Annotated in this window: 15 protein-coding genes; 7 read left to right on the top strand and 8 right to left on the bottom strand. The window is 67.8% G+C overall.

Going from position 1 to position 16,389, the window contains the following annotated elements; all coding sequences use genetic code 11:
- The first annotated feature begins 108 nt into the window (after positions 1 to 108).
- A complete protein-coding gene (gene metG, locus VK682_RS05885; RefSeq protein WP_230795912.1) occupies positions 109 to 1,818 on the top strand; it encodes a methionine--tRNA ligase in 1,710 nt (569 codons plus the stop codon).
- Between the two features lie 229 nt (positions 1,819 to 2,047).
- On the opposite strand, the gene hemC is transcribed toward metG, so the two are convergent.
- Entirely contained in the window at positions 2,048 to 3,010 is a 963-nt protein-coding gene (gene hemC / locus VK682_RS05880) for a hydroxymethylbilane synthase (RefSeq protein WP_230795914.1), read from the bottom strand.
- 85 nt (positions 3,011 to 3,095) lie between these two features.
- On the opposite strand from hemC, the gene hemE reads away from it, so the two are divergent.
- From hemE to VK682_RS05865, 3 genes are all read left to right on the top strand, one after another.
- Positions 3,096 to 4,124, top strand: coding sequence for a uroporphyrinogen decarboxylase (hemE, locus tag VK682_RS05875; protein ID WP_230795916.1), 1,029 nt, complete (start codon positions 3,096 to 3,098; stop codon positions 4,122 to 4,124).
- Between the two features lie 93 nt (positions 4,125 to 4,217).
- Positions 4,218 to 5,150, top strand: coding sequence for an ABC transporter ATP-binding protein (locus VK682_RS05870; RefSeq protein ID WP_089843359.1), 933 nt, complete (start codon positions 4,218 to 4,220; stop codon positions 5,148 to 5,150).
- On the top strand, positions 5,147 to 5,908 hold the full coding sequence (locus tag VK682_RS05865) for an ABC transporter permease (RefSeq protein ID WP_230795918.1): 762 nt from the start codon (positions 5,147 to 5,149) through the stop codon (positions 5,906 to 5,908). The genes VK682_RS05870 and VK682_RS05865 overlap by 4 nt, the downstream gene beginning before the upstream one ends.
- Positions 5,909 to 5,939: 31 nt before the next feature.
- Here VK682_RS05865 and VK682_RS05860 read toward each other — a convergent pair whose 3' ends face one another.
- Positions 5,940 to 6,998 carry a quinone-dependent dihydroorotate dehydrogenase gene (locus VK682_RS05860; RefSeq protein WP_230795920.1) on the bottom strand — a complete coding sequence of 353 codons (1,059 nt, stop codon included), beginning with the start codon at positions 6,996 to 6,998 and terminating at the stop codon, positions 5,940 to 5,942.
- Positions 6,995 to 7,336, bottom strand: a complete 342-nt coding sequence (locus VK682_RS05855) for a DUF952 domain-containing protein (RefSeq protein WP_230795921.1) — start codon at positions 7,334 to 7,336, stop codon at positions 6,995 to 6,997. The genes VK682_RS05860 and VK682_RS05855 overlap by 4 nt, the downstream gene beginning before the upstream one ends.
- A gap of 120 nt (positions 7,337 to 7,456) precedes the next feature.
- Between VK682_RS05855 and VK682_RS05850 the strand changes: the two genes are divergently transcribed.
- The 3 genes from VK682_RS05850 (at position 7,457) to VK682_RS05840 (ending at position 10,797) form a co-directional block, all read left to right on the top strand.
- A complete protein-coding gene (locus VK682_RS05850; protein WP_230795922.1) occupies positions 7,457 to 9,016 on the top strand; it encodes a bifunctional metallophosphatase/5'-nucleotidase in 1,560 nt (519 codons plus the stop codon).
- A 217-nt stretch (positions 9,017 to 9,233) separates the two neighbouring features.
- The gene (locus VK682_RS05845; RefSeq protein ID WP_089843373.1) at positions 9,234 to 9,536 is read left to right on the top strand and encodes a DnaJ family domain-containing protein; all 303 of its coding nucleotides are present in this window, start codon (positions 9,234 to 9,236) and stop codon (positions 9,534 to 9,536) included.
- A 52-nt stretch (positions 9,537 to 9,588) separates the two neighbouring features.
- Positions 9,589 to 10,797 carry a class I SAM-dependent methyltransferase gene (locus VK682_RS05840; protein ID WP_230795923.1) on the top strand — a complete coding sequence of 403 codons (1,209 nt, stop codon included), beginning with the start codon at positions 9,589 to 9,591 and terminating at the stop codon, positions 10,795 to 10,797.
- Here VK682_RS05840 and VK682_RS05835 read toward each other — a convergent pair.
- From VK682_RS05835 to VK682_RS05815, 5 genes are read right to left on the bottom strand one after another with little or no spacing between them, the layout of a single operon-like run.
- The gene (locus tag VK682_RS05835) at positions 10,761 to 12,008 is read right to left on the bottom strand and encodes a phenylacetate--CoA ligase family protein (RefSeq protein ID WP_230795925.1); all 1,248 of its coding nucleotides are present in this window, start codon (positions 12,006 to 12,008) and stop codon (positions 10,761 to 10,763) included. The genes VK682_RS05840 and VK682_RS05835 overlap by 37 nt on opposite strands.
- 38 nt (positions 12,009 to 12,046) lie before the next feature.
- On the bottom strand, positions 12,047 to 12,877 hold the full coding sequence (locus VK682_RS05830) for an ABC transporter ATP-binding protein (protein ID WP_230795926.1): 831 nt from the start codon (positions 12,875 to 12,877) through the stop codon (positions 12,047 to 12,049).
- A 57-nt stretch (positions 12,878 to 12,934) separates the two neighbouring features.
- Positions 12,935 to 14,227, bottom strand: a complete 1,293-nt coding sequence (locus VK682_RS05825) for an ABC transporter substrate-binding protein (protein WP_230795928.1) — start codon at positions 14,225 to 14,227, stop codon at positions 12,935 to 12,937.
- Positions 14,228 to 14,279: 52 nt separating this feature from the next.
- Entirely contained in the window at positions 14,280 to 15,356 is a 1,077-nt protein-coding gene (locus VK682_RS05820) for a branched-chain amino acid ABC transporter permease (RefSeq protein ID WP_230795929.1), read from the bottom strand.
- Between the two features lie 38 nt (positions 15,357 to 15,394).
- Complete coding sequence (locus VK682_RS05815) at positions 15,395 to 16,348, bottom strand: branched-chain amino acid ABC transporter permease (RefSeq protein ID WP_089843392.1); 954 nt, start codon at positions 16,346 to 16,348, stop codon at positions 15,395 to 15,397.
- Positions 16,349 to 16,389: the final 41 nt, after the last annotated feature.

Below are 16,389 nucleotides of genomic sequence, written 5' to 3'. Positions count from 1 at the left end.
CCCCCCCCCCCCCCCCCCCCCCCCCCCCCCCCCCCCCCCTCCGCCACTGGCCACAGCCGCCAACATCCGGTAAGAGCGCCCGAAACGCGGACCAGCAGCGGGACGGACATGGCACGGCACCTCATCACCTCGGCGATCCCCTATATCAACGGCATCAAGCACTTGGGCAATCTGGTGGGCAGCCAGCTTCCGGCGGATCTCTTCGCCCGCTACCAGCGCGCCCGCGGCCATGAGGTGCTGTTCCTCTGCGCCACCGACGAACACGGCACCCCCGCCGAGCTTGCCGCCGCCAAGGCGGGCAAGCCGGTCGCCGAATACTGCGCCGAGATGCATCAGGTGCAGGCCCGGATCGCAGAGGGATTCCGGCTCAGCTTCGACCATTTCGGCCGCTCCTCCAGCCCGCAGAACCACCGGCTGACCCAGCATTTCGCCGGGGTTCTGGCCGATCAGGGGCTGATCCGCGAAGTCTCCGAAACCCAGATGTATTCGCCCACCGATGGCCGCTTCCTGCCCGACCGCTACATCGAGGGCACCTGCCCCAATTGCGGCTTCGACAGCGCCCGGGGCGACCAGTGCGACAACTGCACCAAACAGCTCGACCCGGTGGATCTGATCAACCCGCGCTCGGTGATCTCGGGCGCCACCGACCTGCAGATGCGCGAGACCAAGCATCTCTATCTGCGCCAGTCCACCATGAAGGACCAGCTGGAACAGTGGATCGACACCCGCGAAGGCTGGCCGGTGCTGACCACCTCCATCGCCAAGAAATGGCTCAATGATGGCGACGGGCTGCAGGACCGCGGCATCACCCGCGACCTCGACTGGGGCATCCCGGTGAAAAAGGGCGACGCGGACTGGCCCGGCATGGAGGGCAAGGTCTTCTACGTCTGGTTCGACGCCCCCATCGAATACATCGCCTGCGCGCAGGAATGGGTGGATGCGGGCAAGGGCAGCGACTGGGAACGCTGGTGGCGCACCGACAGGGGCGCAGAGGACGTGACCTATACCCAGTTCATGGGCAAGGACAACGTGCCCTTCCACACGCTCAGCTTCCCCGCCACCATCCTTGGCAGCGGCGAGCCGTGGAAGCTCGTGGATTACATCAAATCCTTCAACTACCTGAATTACGACGGCGGCCAGTTCAGCACCTCGCGCGGGCGCGGCGTGTTCATGGATCAGGCGCTGGAGATCCTGCCGCCGGATTACTGGCGCTGGTGGCTGCTCAGCCATGCCCCCGAAAGCTCGGACAGCGAATTCACCTGGGAGAATTTCCAGACGAGCGTGAACAAGGATCTGGCCGACGTGCTGGGCAATTTCGCCAGCCGCGTCACCAAGTTCTGCCGTTCCAAATTCGGCGAGGTGGTGCCCGAGGGCGGCAGCCTCGGCCCGCGCGAGGCGCAGCTCATCGCCGATCTGACGGCAAAAATCCGCGACTACGAAGAGCATATGTCCCAGGCCGAGGTGCGCAAATCCGCAAGCGCCCTGCGCGCGGCCTGGGTGCTCGGCAACGAATATCTGCAGGAAGCGGCCCCCTGGTCGACCTTCAAGACCGACCCCGAACAGGCCGCCGCGCAGATCCGCCTCGCGCTGAACCTGATCCGGCTTTACGCGGTGATCTCGGAACCCTTCATCCCCGATGCCGCCGCCGCCCTGCTCGACGCGCTCGCCGTGACCGACCGCAGCTGGCCTGCGGATCTCGACACCGCGCTGCAGATCCTGCCCGCAGGCCACGGCTTCACCGTGCCCGAGGTCACCTTCCGCAAGATCACGGACGAGGAACGCGAGGACTGGCAGGCGCGCTTCGCAGGCAACCGCTGATCCAGGCGGCCCCGCCGGAGCCTCCGGCGGGGATATTTGGGGCCAATGGAAACCATGGGCGCGCTCTGGCCCTTCCTTCGGCTAAAAATATCCCGGGGGAGTCCGCGCGCCAGCGCGGGCGGGGGCAGAGCCCCCCTTTCTTCTGTTTCATCGCAAATATGAAAGCCCCGCGCCGCTGCGCGGGGCTTGAGGCCTGCGGAAATCGGAAAAGTTCAAGCCGGGCGCGGCGTCATCCTGCCTTCCACGCAAAGAAATCCGGCCCCGCCTCGGCCAGCAGGGTGCGCGCCAGATCGCGGCCCATGGCGGCGCCGTCCCCGACGCTGCCGCGCCGGTCCCCGGCGAAGGCGCGGCGGCCATCGGGGCTGAGAATCTGGCCGCGCAGGTGAAGGCTGTCGCCGTCCAGTTCCGCCAGCCCGGCGATCGGCGTCTCGCAGGATCCGTCAAGCGTGGCGAGGAAGGCCCGCTCCGCCGCAAGCCGCCGGTCCGTGGGCGCGTCATGGATCGCCGTCAGCATTTCCGCCACCCGCGCATCAGCCTCGCGCCGTTCGATGCCGATGGCGCCCTGCGCCACGGCGGGCAGCATCTCTTCGGGGGGGATGGCGGTCATGTGCGGGCCAGAAAGCCCCATGCGGTTGAGCCCGGCCATGGCGAGGAAGCTGCAGGCGGCCACGCCGTCCTCGAGCTTTTTCAGCCGGGTCTGCAGGTTGCCGCGGAACTCCACCACCTGCAGGTCGGGGCGGCGGTGCAGAAGCTGCGCGCGACGGCGCAGCGAGGAGGTGCCCACCACCGTGCCCGCAGGCAGATCGGCGATGCCGCCGAAGCCCGGCGAGATGAAGGCGTCGCGCACATCCTCGCGCGGCAGGTAGCAGTCCAGCATCAGCCCGTCGGGCTGCAGCACCGGCATGTCCTTCATCGAATGCACCGCGATGTCGATGGAACCCGACAGCAGCGCCTCTTCGATCTCCTTGGTGAAGAGCCCCTTGTTGCCGATCTCTTTCAGCGGGCGGTCGGCGGCGATCATCGCCCGGTCATCGCCGGTGGTCTTGATGACCACGATGGCAAAGGCCGTGGGCGGCAGGCCGAAGGCCGTGGCCAGCCGGTCGCGGGTTTCATGGGCCTGCGCCAGCGCCAGCGGCGAGCCGCGGGTGCCGATCCGGAGCGGTTGGGCGGGAGAGGGCAGATCGCTATGCATGGGGCAGCTTTATGTCGCGCGCAGCGCTGTGGCAATGGGGCGGAAATTGACATATTGCCGCCCTGACGGAACACGGAGGCCCCCAATGACCAAGACCATCCTGCGCGCGCTGGCCGGAGAGGTGCTGCCCACTCCCCCCATCTGGATGATGCGGCAGGCGGGACGCTATCTGCCGGAATACCGCGCGACCCGGGCGCAGGCGGGGGATTTCCTGTCGCTGTGCTACAACCCCGAGCTTGCCACCGAGGTCACGCTGCAGCCGATCCGCCGCTATGGCTTTGACGCCGCGATCCTGTTCGCCGACATCCTGCTGCTGCCGCAGGCGCTTGGCGCCGATCTGTGGTTCGTCACCGGCGAGGGGCCGCGGCTGTCCACCGTGACCAGTGCTGCGGATTTTGACCGGCTGAAGCCGGTTTCCGCCATCCATGACACGCTGTCGCCGATCTACGAGACGGTGGGCCGCCTGTCGCGCAGCCTGCCCGCCGAGACCACGCTGATCGGCTTTGCGGGCGCGCCATGGACCGTGGCCACCTACATGATCGCCGGGCGCGGCACCAAGGATCAGGGCCCGGCCCATGCGCTGCGGCAGGAAGATCCGGCGGTGTTCGACGCGCTGATCGACCGGCTGACCGAGGGCACCATCGAATACTTGAGCGAACAGGTGAAGGCGGGCGCCGAGGTGGTGAAGCTGTTCGACAGCTGGGCCGGATCGCTGCCCGAGGACGCCTTCCGCCGCTATGCGCTGGAGCCCGCGCGGATCATCACCCAAGAGCTGAAATCGCGCTTTCCGGGGCTGCCGGTCATCGTGTTCCCGCGGCAGGCCGGGGCGCAGTATGTGGGCTTCCATCAGGCCACCGGCGCCGATTGCGTGGCGGTGGATGACAGCGTGACGCCGGACTGGGCCGCCGAGCATGTGCAGGTGTCGGGCTGCGTGCAGGGCAATCTTGCCTCCTCGCACATGGTCACCGGGGGCGAGGCGCTGGTGCGCGAGACCCGCCGCGTGGTCGAGGCCTTCCGCAACGGGCCGCATATCTTCAACCTTGGTCATGGCATCACCCCGGATGCCGATCCGGAGAACGTGCAGCTGATGATCGACACGGTGCGCGGCGGCTGACCCCTCCCGGCAGGGCGCCCTGTGCAGGGGCGCACATTGCATCCGGCGCGGGGAGGTCTAGGTTGGCGGCAAGCCACGAAGGAGGGACATCCCATGGCAATGGTCGAGGTCGAAGGGCTCCGCAAGGTCTATGACGGCGGGTTCGAGGCTCTGAAAGGGGTGGACCTGTCCATCGAGAAGGGCGAGATCCTCGCCCTGCTCGGGCCGAACGGCGCGGGCAAGACGACGCTGATTTCCACCATCTGCGGGCTGGTGCAGCCCACATCGGGCGCGGTCCGGGTCGGCGGGCATGACGTGGTGCGCGACTATCGCGCCGCGCGCAGCCTGATCGGGCTGGTCCCGCAGGAGATCAACCTTGAACCCTTTTCCAAGGTGCTGCCCGCGGTGCGCTTCACCCGCGGCCTCTTCGGCAAGCCCCGCAACGAGGCGCTGCTGGAGGATATCCTGCGCCGCCTGTCGCTGTGGGACAAGCGCGACACCCAGACCCGCGCGCTGTCGGGGGGCATGAAACGCCGGGTGCTGATCGCCAAGGCGCTGTCGCATGAACCGGAGGTGCTGTTTCTGGACGAACCCACCGCCGGGGTCGATGTGGAACTGCGCCGCGACATGTGGGCCATCGTCGAGGAACTGCGCGGGCGCGGCACCACCATCATCCTGACCACGCATTACATCGAAGAGGCGGAGGCCATCGCCGACCGCGTCGGCGTCATCAATGGCGGCCGCATCCTGCTGCTGGAGGACAAGAAGCGCCTGCTGTCCCGGCTGGGGCGCAAGGAGCTTCGGGTGGAACTGGACACCTCTCTGGCCACGCTGCCGCCCGCGCTGCAGAATCGCGGGCTGGCGCTGGAAGACGGCGGGCGGGTGCTGGTGCACACCTATGACACCGCCGCCGACCGCAGCGGCATCGCGCATCTGATGGCGGATCTGCGCAGCGAGGGCATCGCGGTGCGCGACGTGTCGACCCGGCAGAGCACGCTGGAGGACATCTTCGTCAGCATGGTGGCGAAACAGGAGGAACCGGCATGAACCTGCGCGGCATCTGGGCCATCTATCACTACGAGATGACCCGCTTTTTCCGGACGTTGCTGCAAAGCTTCATCTCTCCGGTCATCTCCACCTCGCTTTACTTCGTGGTGTTCGGCGCCGCCATCGGCTCCCGCATCCAGGAGGTGGAGGGGGTCAGCTACGGCGCCTTCATCGTGCCGGGGCTGGTCATGCTGTCGGTGATCAGCCAGTCGATCTCCAACGCCAGCTTCGCCATCTATTTTCCGAAATTCACCGGCACGATCTATGAACCGCTGTCGGCCCCGGTCAGCTTTCTGGAAATCGTCATCGGCTTTGTCGGCGCGGCGGCGACCAAATCGCTGTTCATCGGTGCGGTCATCCTTGCCACGGCGGCGCTGTTCATCGACATGCAGGTGATGCACCCCGCAGCCATGCTGGCCTTTCTGGTGCTGACCTGCATCAGCTTCTCGCTGCTGGGGTTCATCCTCGGGCTCTGGGCCGGGAATTTCGAACAGCTGCAGCTGGTGCCGCTGCTGATCGTCACGCCGCTGATCTTTCTGGGCGGATCGTTCTATTCGATCTCGATGCTGCCGCCGCTCTGGCAGACCATCACGCTGTTCAACCCGGTGGTCTATCTGATCTCCGGCTTCCGCTGGGCATTTTTCGGCATGGCCGACGTGCCGGTGGGGCTGAGCCTGCTGGCCATCGCGGGCTTTACCGGCATCTGCCTTGCGGTGATCTGGATCATCTTCCGCACCGGCTGGCGCATCCGCGCCTGAGGACGGGGGGCGCCCTGCCCCCCTGCCGCTTTTACAGCCAGTCCTGCCGCGCGGTGCCCACGGCCTCCGCCACCGAGCCGAAGCCGTCGCGCGCCAGAAGCGCATCCAGCCCCTCGACGATGCGGGGCACCAGCGCCAGCCCGCCATAGACCAGCGCGGTGTAAAGCTGCACCGCCGAGGCGCCCGCGCGGATCTTGGCATAGGCCTGCTCTGCCGAGCCCACGCCGCCCACGCCGATCAGCGGCAGCCGCCCCTCGGTCAGCTGCGACAGATGCGCCAGCACCCGGGTGGAGCGGTCAAACAGCGGCTGGCCCGACACCCCGCCCGCCTCGCCCGCATGGGCCGAGCGCAGCCCGTCGCGCGCAAGCGTGGTGTTGGTGGCGATCACCCCCGCCACGCCCGAGGCCAGCGCCACCTCCGCCACGTCGCGCAGCCCCTCCTCGTCCAGATCGGGGGAAATCTTCAGGAAGACCGGGATCGGGCCTGACAGCCCGTCCCGCGCGGCCATCACCCCGGCCAGAAGCGCCGCAAGCGCCTCCTTGCCCTGCAGGTCGCGCAGCCTTTCGGTGTTGGGCGAGCTGACATTGACCGTGGCAAAATCCAGATCGCCGCCGCAGCGCGCCAGAACCTGCGCAAAATCCGCCGCCCGGTCGGCGCTGTCCTTGTTCGCCCCCAGATTGAGCCCCAGCACCATGCCGCGCGGGCGCGACGCGAGCCGCGCGGCCATCGCCTCCATGCCCTCGTTGTTGAAGCCGAAGCGGTTGATGGCGGCGCGGTCCTCGGTCAGGCGGAACAGCCGGGGCTGCGGGTTGCCCGGCTGCGGGCGCGGCGTGGTGGCCCCCACCTCGACAAAACCGAAACCCGCCCGCGCGAGCCCCGCCAGCGCCGTGGCGTTCTTGTCGAACCCCGCTGCAAGCCCCAGCGGATTCGGCAGATCAAGCCCCGCCACGCGGCAGCGCAGCCGGTCCGAGGTTAGCCGCCCCGGCGCCGCCCCCAGCCCTGCGCGCAGCGCTGCCAGCGCCAGACCATGCGCGCGTTCGGGATCAACCCGGCGCAGCAGCGCCAGCCCTGCCCGTTCCAGCGCGCTCATGCCAGATCCCCGGGGAACACATGCGTGCCCGCCCCGTCCAGCGGCAGCGGCGCCGACCAGACCAGCCCGGCCAGCGGCAGCGGGGCATAAAGATGCGGGAACAGCGCGCCGCCGCGCGCCTCCTCCCAGCGCAGGGCGGGGCCCAGATCCTCCGCCTCGTAGCAGAGCAGCATCAGCCCCGCCTCGCCCGCAAAATGTTTGGCCGCCGTCCCGCGCAGCTGCGCGGCGGTGGAAAAATGGATGTAGCCATCGGCCACATCCACCGGCGCGCCAGCACTGCTGCCCGCCGCCTGCAATTCGGCCCATTCCCCGGCCCGGAGGATCTTGTAAATCAGCATGCCGTCCAGATGCCGCCGAAAGCCGCGCCGGTCAATCCCCGCCGCCTTCACGGCGCTTTGACAGCGCGCGCCGCACAGGGCACCATCGCCGCAGTCAGCCCCCCAGAGAGAGGATTTCCGATGCCCCTTCGCCTTTTGACCAGCGCGGCGCTGCTGGCGCTTTGCGCCGGTGCCGCCCATGCCGACTTCACGCTGACCCTGCTGCACACCAATGACGTGCACGACCGTTTCGAGCCGATCAGCAAATACGATTCGGGCTGCAGCGCCGAGGACAATGCCGCAGGCGACTGTTTCGGCGGGGCGGCGCGCATGGCCACCGCCATCGCCGAGGCGCGGGCGCGGCATGACACCAGCCTGCTGCTGGATGCGGGCGACCAGTTTCAGGGCGCGCTGTTCTACACCTATTACCGCGGGGCGCTGGCCGCCGAGATGATGAATGCCATGGGCTACGAGGCCATGGCGGTGGGCAACCACGAATTCGACAACGGCCCGCAGGTGCTGGCGGATTTTGCCGATGCGCTGGACGCGCCGCTGCTGATGGCCAATGCCGACCTCTCCTCCGAGCCGCTGCTGAAGGACCGTGTCCTGAAATCCACGGTGATCGACAAGGGCGGCGACCGGATCGGCCTGATCGGCCTCACCCCGGTGGACAATCCCGAACTGGCCTCGCCCGGGCCCAACATCACCTTCACCGATCCGGTGGATGCGGTGCAGGCCGAGGTGGACCGCCTGACCGCCGAAGGCATCACCAAGATCGTGCTGCTCAGCCATTCCGGCTACGCGACCGACCAGCGCATCGCCGAGGCAACAAGCGGCGTGGACGTAATCGTGGGCGGCCACAGCCACACCCTGCTCGGCGACATGGACGGCGCCAGCGGCCCCTATCCGACCATGGTGGGCGACACCGCCATCGTCTCCGCCTATGCCTATGGCAAATATATGGGCGAACTGACCGTGACCTTTGACGACGCGGGCACCCTGACCGGGGCCAGCGGCGCGCCGCTGCTGCTTGACGCTTCCGTGGCCGAGGATGAGACGGTCAAGGCCCGCATCACCGAAGCCGCAGAGCCGCTGGAGGAGATCCGCAGCACCGTCGTCGCCGAAACCGCGGCAGAGATCGACGGCAGCCGCGAAACCTGCCGGATCGGCGAATGCGCCATGGGCAATCTGGTGGCCGGGGCCATGCTCGAGCGGGTGCGCGATCAGGGCATCGAGATCGCGCTGACCAATGGCGGCGGGCTGCGCGCCTCCATCGACGCGGGGCCGGTGACCATGGGCGAGGTGCTGACCGTGCTGCCCTTCCAGAACACGCTTTCGACCTTTCAGGTGACCGGCGCTACCCTCGTCGACGCCCTCGAAAGCGGCACCAGCCAGATCGAAGAGGGCGCAGGCCGCTTCCCGCAGGTGGCCGGGCTCAGCTTCACCGTCGATCCCGCCGCCGAACCGGGCAGCCGCATCTCCGACGTCATGGTGGGCGACACGCCGATCGAGCCGGAAAAGCTCTATGGCGTGGTCTCCAACAACTACGTCCGTAATGGCGGCGACGGCTACGCGATGTTCCGCGACGCGCAGAACGCCTATGATTTCGGCCCCGATCTGGCTGATGTCATGGCGGAATACCTCGCCGCGAACACCCCCTACCAGCCCGCCACCGATGGCCGCATCACGGTCAAGAACTGACTCCTCCCTGCGGGCGCGTGCCCCTGCGCCGCGCCCGCCCCTTCATCTTGCCCGATAAACTCCGGGGGAGTCCGCCCTTGGCGGACGGGGGCAGAGCCCCCTCTTCCACGACTGTCCGCCCTTGGCGGACGGGGGCAGAGCCCCTCTTCGCAAACTGTCCGCCTGTGGCGGACGGGGTGCATCGCCCCCTTTCTCTCCCTCCCACCCGGCAGGCGCCATGGACCATCCGCTCATCGACCTCATCAATGCCCGCATCGCCGCCGCCGAAGCGCGGGGTGAATTCGACAACCTGCCCGGCGCGGGCAGGCCGCTGCCGCCCTGCGATGATCCGGAGAACGCCGTGCTGCACCGGCTGCTGCGCGACAATGGCGCGGTGCCCGAGGCGGTGGCGCTGACCCGCGATCTGGCCCGCCTGCGCGAGACGCTGCGCGACACCTCCTGCCGCAGCCGCCGGGCCGAGATCCTGCGCGAGATTGCCCTGCTCGACACGAAGCTCGATCTGGCGCGGCGGCGCCCCTGAGCTTCCCCTCCGCCCGCGCCCATGGCACAAGACTCCGGTCAGAGAGGTGCGCATGGTCACGGTTCGCGAACATTACGAGGTTTTCCCCTATCCCGCCCGCGACCCGGCGGAGGAACGGCACCGCCTGATCACCGGCTCGCCCTCGCATCCGCTGGAGATGGACCATATCCTCTGGGGCGGGCAGCGCGACTGGAACAGGCCGCTGCGCATCCTTGTGGCGGGGGGCGGCACCGGCGACGGGCTGATCCAGCTGGCGCAGACCCTGACCGATGCGGGCCGCGCCTATGACATCACCTATCTCGATCTGTCCACCGCCTCGCGCGCGTTGGCCGAGGCGCGGGCGCAGATGCGCGGGCTGGGCAACATCACCTTCCACACCGCCAGCCTGCTGGAGGCCGCCGAGTTTGGCCGCTTCGACTATATCGACTGCTGCGGCGTGCTGCATCACCTGCCCGACCCGCCTGCGGGCTTTCGCGCCCTGCGCGCGGCGCTGGCACCGGGGGGTGGTCTGGGCTTCATGGTCTATGCGCCTTATGGCCGCTCGGGGGTCTATCCGCTGCAGGAGGCCTTTGCCGCGCTGTTTCAGGGCCTGCCGCCGGGAGAGCGGCTGATCCGCGCCCGGCAGATCGTGGCCGACCTGCCCGAAGGCCACCCGTTCCGCGCCAACCGCAATCTCAACGATCACCTGACCTCGGAGGCCGGGTTCTATGACCTGCTGCTGCATGCGCAGGACCGCGCCTATGACGTGCCGCAGCTGCTGGACGTGCTGGCCGAAACCGGCTGGCAGCTGGCGGGCTTCGCCACGCCCGCGCTTTACGACCTGTCCCGCCTGACCGAAGTCCCCGAGGGCATGGATCCGGTCACGCGCATGACGCTGGCGGAAAAGCTGCGCGGCACGATCCGGGTCCATACCGGCTATGCCGTGGCGCAGGGCAGCCCCGCCGCCAAGGCCAGCCCCGCCACCCGCGCGCTGATCCCGCATCTGCGCGGCGCCCCCGCCGCCCGTCTGGCGCAGCTTGTGGCGCAGGGCCATGCCATCCCGGTGACGCTGGGCGGGCGCCCCGAACCCGTCACCCTGCCCCGGGCCGCCGCGCCGCTGCTGGCCGCCATCGACGGGCGCCGCAGCCTTGGCCAGATCGCGCAGGCCAGCGGGCGCGATCCCATCGCCTTCGGCACGCTCTGGGCCTCGGTCCATGCCGCGCTGGAACCCTGCGGGCTGCTGGTCTATTCGGCGCTGCTGACCGCCGCTGCCGTATCGTAACGGCGCTGATCCTCGATCACCTGCCCGTCGCGCGGCAGCCCGCCGGGGGCGACCCGTTCCAGCCGCCCGCGCAGCTTCAGCAGATCCGCCACGCTGTCGGCAAAGCCCTGCACATCCTCGTGCGCGGTTTCCAGCCGCACGGTCATCACATCCATGTCGTCCTCGCGGCTGACCACGACGCGGGCGCGGGCGATTTCGGGGTGGCGCGCCACCAGCGCCGCCACCTGTTCGGGGCGCACGAACATGCCCTTGATCTTGGTGGTCTGGTCGGCGCGGCCCATCCAGCCCCGGATGCGCAGGTTGCTGCGCCCGCAGGGGGAGCCGCCCGGCAGCACCGCCGACAGATCGCCGGTGGCGAACCGGATCAGCGGATAATCGGGGTTGAGCGTGGTCACCACCACCTCGCCCACCTCGCCCTCGGGCACCGGATCGCCGGTGCCGGGGGTGACGATCTCCACCAGCACCTGTTCGTCGACCACCATGCCCTCCTGCGCGGGGGTCTCGTAGGCGATCAGCCCCAGATCGGCGGTGGCGTAACATTGCAGGCAGGTGATGCCCCGGTCGGCATACCAGCCGCGCAGCGACGGAAACAGCGCGCCCCCCGACACCACGGCGCGGGACAGCGCCAGCGTCACGCCCAAGCTCTCGGCCTTCTCAAGGATCACCTTCAGGTAATCCGGCGTGCCCGCATAGGCGGTGACCCCCAGATCCGCCGCCGCGCGCACCTGCAGTTCGGTCTGCCCGGTGCCTGCGGGCAGCACCGCCGCCCCCACCGCCCGCGCGCCGCTTTCAAAGATCATGCCCGCAGGCGTCAGGTGATAGCCAAAGCAGTTCTGCACGATGTCGCCCGGCCCGATCCCCGCCGCATGCAGGAAGCGCCCCAGCCGCCACCAGTCCCCCGTGACCTCGCCCGGCTCATAGATCGGCCCCGGCGACTGGAACACATGCGCAAACCCCGAGGCGGGCCGGGTGGTGAAGCCGCCAAAGGGCGGCTGCGCGCGCTGCGCTGCCACCAGCCCCGCCTTGCGCAGCACCGGCAGCGCGGCCAGCGCCGCAGGCCCGGTCACGGCGGCGGCATCCACCCCCGCCAGCGTCTGCGCATAGCCGGGCAGCGCCTGCGCGCGGGCGATCTGCGCGGGCAGCGCCTTGGCCCAGAACGCGGCCCTGTCCTGCGCGCTGCGCGTTTCCAGCGCGTCGTAATAGCTGCTCATGGCATTTTCCTTCCCCAGATCCCCGCGCGTCCGCCCGTTCAGGCCAGCCAGCGCTTGCGCCGCCGGTAGCTGCGCACGTCGCGGAAGCTGCGCCGCCCCTCGTCGGACATGCCCAGATAAAACTCCTTCACATCCGGGTTCTCCCGCAGCGCCGCCGCGGGCCCGTCCATCACCACACGTCCGTTTTCAAGGATGTAGCCCTCATGCGCATAGCGCAGCGCCACATTGGTGTTCTGTTCGGCCAAGAGGAACGACACGCCCTCGCCCTCGTTCACCGCCCGCACGATCTCGAAGATCTGCTCTACCAGCTGCGGCGCCAGCCCCATGCTGGGCTCGTCGAGCAGGATCATGCGCGGGCGGCTCATCAGCGCGCGGCCAATGGCGCACATCTGCTGCTCGCCGCCCGAGGTATAGCCCGCCTGACTTTTCCGCCGCTCCTTCAGGCGCGGGAAATAGGCATAGACCATCTCCAGATCGGACTGGATCGCCGCCTTGCCGTCGCGCCGGGTATAGGCGCCGGTCAGCAGGTTTTCCTCGACCGTCAGATGCTCGAAACAGTGCCGCCCCTCCATCACCTGAATGACGCCGCGGCGCACCAGCGCCGCCGGCTCCAGATCCTGAATGCGCTCGCCCGCATAGCGGATCGTGCCCTTGGTCACCTCGCCGCGCTCGGAACGCAGCAGGTTCGATATGGCCTTGAGCGTGGTGGTCTTGCCCGCGCCATTGCCGCCCAGAAGCGCGGTGATGCCGCCCTTGGGCACGCTCAGCGACACGCCTTTCAGCACAAGGATGACGTGGTTGTAGATCACCTCCACGTTGTTGACCTCCAGCAGCGCATCACGCGCGGGGGCGGGGGCAGCGTCCAGCATGGCATCTCTCCGAAAGGGGGATCCGGCGGCGGCACGACACCGCCGCCGGACGGGGCGTCACATCTGGCAGGCGTCGTTTGCGGGCCAGGGCGCGTTGGCCTCGGCATAGTCCTTGGCCGCCTGCGCCTCCAGCGGGGCGATCGCCTCGGCATCGGGCATGATGAGATCGGTCGCCTTCACGAATTTTGCGCCGTCCCATTCAAGGATCCAGCCGCCGGAATGGCCGGTATGGTTGGCGCAGCTGGTCTTGAACGGCGGCACCATGCCGGTCATGCCAAGCTCTTCCAGACGCGCCTCGGTGATGTCGAGGTTTTCCAGCCCCCAGCGCAGATCGGCGGGGGTGATTTCGGGCGTGCCCGCATGTTCCTGCGCGACGCGGATGCCCTCGCCAAGGATCATCGAGATCACCAGCCCGCGGCTGTAGAACACGCCCGACATTTCCTCGGCGTCGGACTGGGTCTTGCCGGGATTGACCACATGCGTTTTCAGGTCGGCCATGATCGGCGCATCGGGGTTCGGAAAGGACCAGCTGACGGATTTGTAGCCGCGCCCGTCCTCGCCCACCAGCTTAAGGTCGGCATCATGCCCGGCCCACCAGACGCCCAGCATGTTTTCCATCGGGAACTTGGTCTTGACCGCCTCGGTGATGGCGCCTGCATTCATCGCGCCCCAGCCCCACATGATGACGTAATCGGGCCGCTCGCGCCGGATCTGCAGCCATTGCGCCGACTGGTTCTGCATCTCCTTGAGCCCGACCGGAATCGGCAGCAGCTCGAAGCCCTTCTTTTCGGCCTCCTGCTCCATGAAGGGCAGCGGCTCCTTGCCGAAGGGGTGGTCCAGATGCAGGAAGGCGATCTTCTTGCCCGACAGATCCCCCTGCTCTTCCAGATATTTCAGCAGGATCGACGCGCCGTCCCAGTAGCTGAGCGGGATGTTGAACGCCCACTGGAACACCTTGCCATCCGCCATAGGCGAAAACCCGTAACCGGGGGCAAGGATCGGGATCTGGTCCACATTGGTCTTGGGCAGCACCTGCAGCGTGATGCCGGTGGACCATGGCTGCGTGACGATCGCCTGCCCCTTGGTCTTTTCGTAACATTCCACGCCCTTCTCGGTGGAATAGCCCGTCTCGCATTCGTCGAAGTCGATGAGGATCCCGCCGATGCCGCCATCTCGGGCGTTGAGCAGTTCCATGTAGTCCTTCTGCCCGTTCATCAGCGGAATGCCGGTCGCGGCAAAGGGACCGGTGCGATAGGCAAGGTTGGGGGCATAAAGCCCCTCGGCCAGCGCGCCGGTGGCCAGCAGCGCCGTCATCGCCACCGCCGTGCCCAGTCGTTTCAGCGTGATCATCCGTGTCTCCTCCCTGAGATCGTGTGATGATGTCCGTCCCCCCCGCGCCTCCTCAATGCGGGAAGGGCCAGATGATAAGCTTTTCGCGGATCAGCGCCCAAAGCCGGGCCAGCCCGTGCGGTTCGATGATCAGGAAGAACACGATCAGCGCGCCCACGATCATCACGTTCAGATGTTCCACCGTGGCGGAACTGATCGGCAGCCCCAGCGCCTGCGGCAGCGTGTTCAGCACCACCGGCAGCCCCACGATCAGGATCGCCCCCAGATAATTGCCAAGGATCGATCCCAGCCCGCCGATGATGGCGATGAACAGCACCCGGAAGCTGAGCGGGATGTCGAACAGGTTCGGCTCCGCCGCCCCCCGCCACATGAAGACGAAGAGCGCCCCCGCCACCCCGACCACATAGGAGGACACCGCAAAGGCCATCAGCTTGGACCGCAGCAGGTTGATGCCGATCAGTTCGGCGGCGATGTCCATGTCGCGCGTGGCCTTCCACGTCCGCCCCAGATTGCCCCGCGTCAGGTTGATGCAGAGCAGGGTCATCAGCGTGACCACCGCCAGCACCACGTAATACTGCACCAGCGACGAGGCCTGGGGCCCCGCGACATAGATCCCGAACATGTCCAGATTGGGCACCTGAATCGCCCCGGAGGCGTTGTCATTGTAAAGCCAGCCCCATTTCTCGAAGAGCCAGACCAGAAAGAACTGCGCGGCCAGCGTGGCGATGGCGAGGTAGAAGCCCTTGATCCGCAGCGACGGGATGCCGAACATCACCCCCACCCCGGCGCTGAACAGCCCCGACAGCAGGATCGCCACCACCGGGTTCATCCACGGAAACAGCGTGACCATCTTGTAGCAGGCATAGGCGCCGACCCCCATGAAGGCGCCGGTGCCCAGCGACAGCTGCCCGGCATAGCCCGTCAGGATGTTCAGCCCCAGCGCCGCCAGCGCATAGATCAGGATGGGGATCAGCAGCGTCTGGAAGGCGAATTCGCTGGCCAGCAGCGGAAACACCCCCCAGACCAGCGCAAGGATCACCGCCAGCAGCACCGCGTCCTGCCGCACCGGGAACAGCGCCATATCCGCCTTGTAACTCGTCTTGAACTGCCCCGCCGTGCGATAGAACATGCCGCCCTCCCTTGTGCCCAGTGCCCTGCCCGATGCCGTCAGACCCGTTCGATGATGCGCTCGCCGAACAGCCCCTGCGGGCGGAACAGCAGCACCACCAGCGCCAGCACGAAGGCGAACCATGTCTCGGTATTGCCGCCCAGCAGCGGCTGGCCCCAGTAGATTTCAAACAGCTTTTCCAGCATCCCGATCATCAGCCCGCCGATGATCGCCCCGGTGATGGATTCAAGCCCGCCCAGCATCAGCACCGGCAGCGCCTTGTAGGCGATCACCTCCAGCGCAAAGCTGACCCCCGCCCGCGCGCCCCATGCGATGCCGGTGACCAGCGCGATGATCCCCGCGATGAACCAGACCAGCACCCAGACCGTCTGCAGCGAAATCCCCACCGACAGCGCCGCCTGATGATCGTCGCCCAGCGCCCGGATCGCCCGGCCCATCCGCGTCCTGTTCAGGAACACCAGCAGCGCCACCACCAGCGCCGCCGCCACCAGCACGGCGGTGATGTCCTTCTGTTCAAGGATCAGCAGCCCGCCCCATGGCTCCAGCAGCACCGACCCGGTGGGAATGCCCAGTTCTTCGGTGATCATCACCTTGTTCTCGCCGCCAAAGATGATCTCGCCGCCGCCGATCAGGAACAGCGTGATGCCGATGGTGGCCATGAACAGGATGATGTCGGGCTGGCCCACCAGCGGGCGCAGCACCACCCGTTCGATGGTCACCGCCAGCGCGAACATCACCGCCAGCGTCAGCGCCACGCTGATCCATGCCGGGATCCCCAGCGCGTGCAGCCCCACCAGCGTCAGCGCCGCAAACACCACCATGATGCCCTGCGCGAAGTTGAAGATGCGGCTGGAGCGGTAGATCAGCACGAAGCCCAGCGCGATCAGCGCGTAAAGGATGCCGGACACCAGCCCCTCCCACAGCACCTGCAGCAGGAAATCCGGCGCGGCGGCCATGTCGGCGAAGGGCTTGATGAAGATGTCGTTCAGCATGTCGTCCGCTCCTTGCTGCTGCGGGCCTTGCCAAGGGATGT

The organism is Salipiger marinus, from assembly GCF_035481585.1.
GTDB classification, from domain to species: domain Bacteria; phylum Pseudomonadota; class Alphaproteobacteria; order Rhodobacterales; family Rhodobacteraceae; genus Salipiger; species Salipiger marinus.
This window is presented reverse-complemented; position numbering and strand designations above follow the sequence as displayed.

Coding starts and splice junctions, on each gene's coding strand:
- metG (WP_230795912.1), top strand. CDS start 109: ATGGCACGGCACCTCATCACCTCGGCGATCCCCTATATCAACGGCATC.
- hemC (WP_230795914.1), bottom strand. CDS start 3,010: ATGCATAGCGATCTGCCCTCTCCCGCCCAACCGCTCCGGATCGGCACC.
- hemE (WP_230795916.1), top strand. CDS start 3,096: ATGACCAAGACCATCCTGCGCGCGCTGGCCGGAGAGGTGCTGCCCACT.
- VK682_RS05870 (WP_089843359.1), top strand. CDS start 4,218: ATGGCAATGGTCGAGGTCGAAGGGCTCCGCAAGGTCTATGACGGCGGG.
- VK682_RS05865 (WP_230795918.1), top strand. CDS start 5,147: ATGAACCTGCGCGGCATCTGGGCCATCTATCACTACGAGATGACCCGC.
- VK682_RS05860 (WP_230795920.1), bottom strand. CDS start 6,998: ATGAGCGCGCTGGAACGGGCAGGGCTGGCGCTGCTGCGCCGGGTTGAT.
- VK682_RS05855 (WP_230795921.1), bottom strand. CDS start 7,336: ATGCTGATTTACAAGATCCTCCGGGCCGGGGAATGGGCCGAATTGCAG.
- VK682_RS05850 (WP_230795922.1), top strand. CDS start 7,457: ATGCCCCTTCGCCTTTTGACCAGCGCGGCGCTGCTGGCGCTTTGCGCC.
- VK682_RS05845 (WP_089843373.1), top strand. CDS start 9,234: ATGGACCATCCGCTCATCGACCTCATCAATGCCCGCATCGCCGCCGCC.
- VK682_RS05840 (WP_230795923.1), top strand. CDS start 9,589: ATGGTCACGGTTCGCGAACATTACGAGGTTTTCCCCTATCCCGCCCGC.
- VK682_RS05835 (WP_230795925.1), bottom strand. CDS start 12,008: ATGAGCAGCTATTACGACGCGCTGGAAACGCGCAGCGCGCAGGACAGG.
- VK682_RS05830 (WP_230795926.1), bottom strand. CDS start 12,877: ATGCTGGACGCTGCCCCCGCCCCCGCGCGTGATGCGCTGCTGGAGGTC.
- VK682_RS05825 (WP_230795928.1), bottom strand. CDS start 14,227: ATGATCACGCTGAAACGACTGGGCACGGCGGTGGCGATGACGGCGCTG.
- VK682_RS05820 (WP_230795929.1), bottom strand. CDS start 15,356: ATGTTCTATCGCACGGCGGGGCAGTTCAAGACGAGTTACAAGGCGGAT.
- VK682_RS05815 (WP_089843392.1), bottom strand. CDS start 16,348: ATGCTGAACGACATCTTCATCAAGCCCTTCGCCGACATGGCCGCCGCG.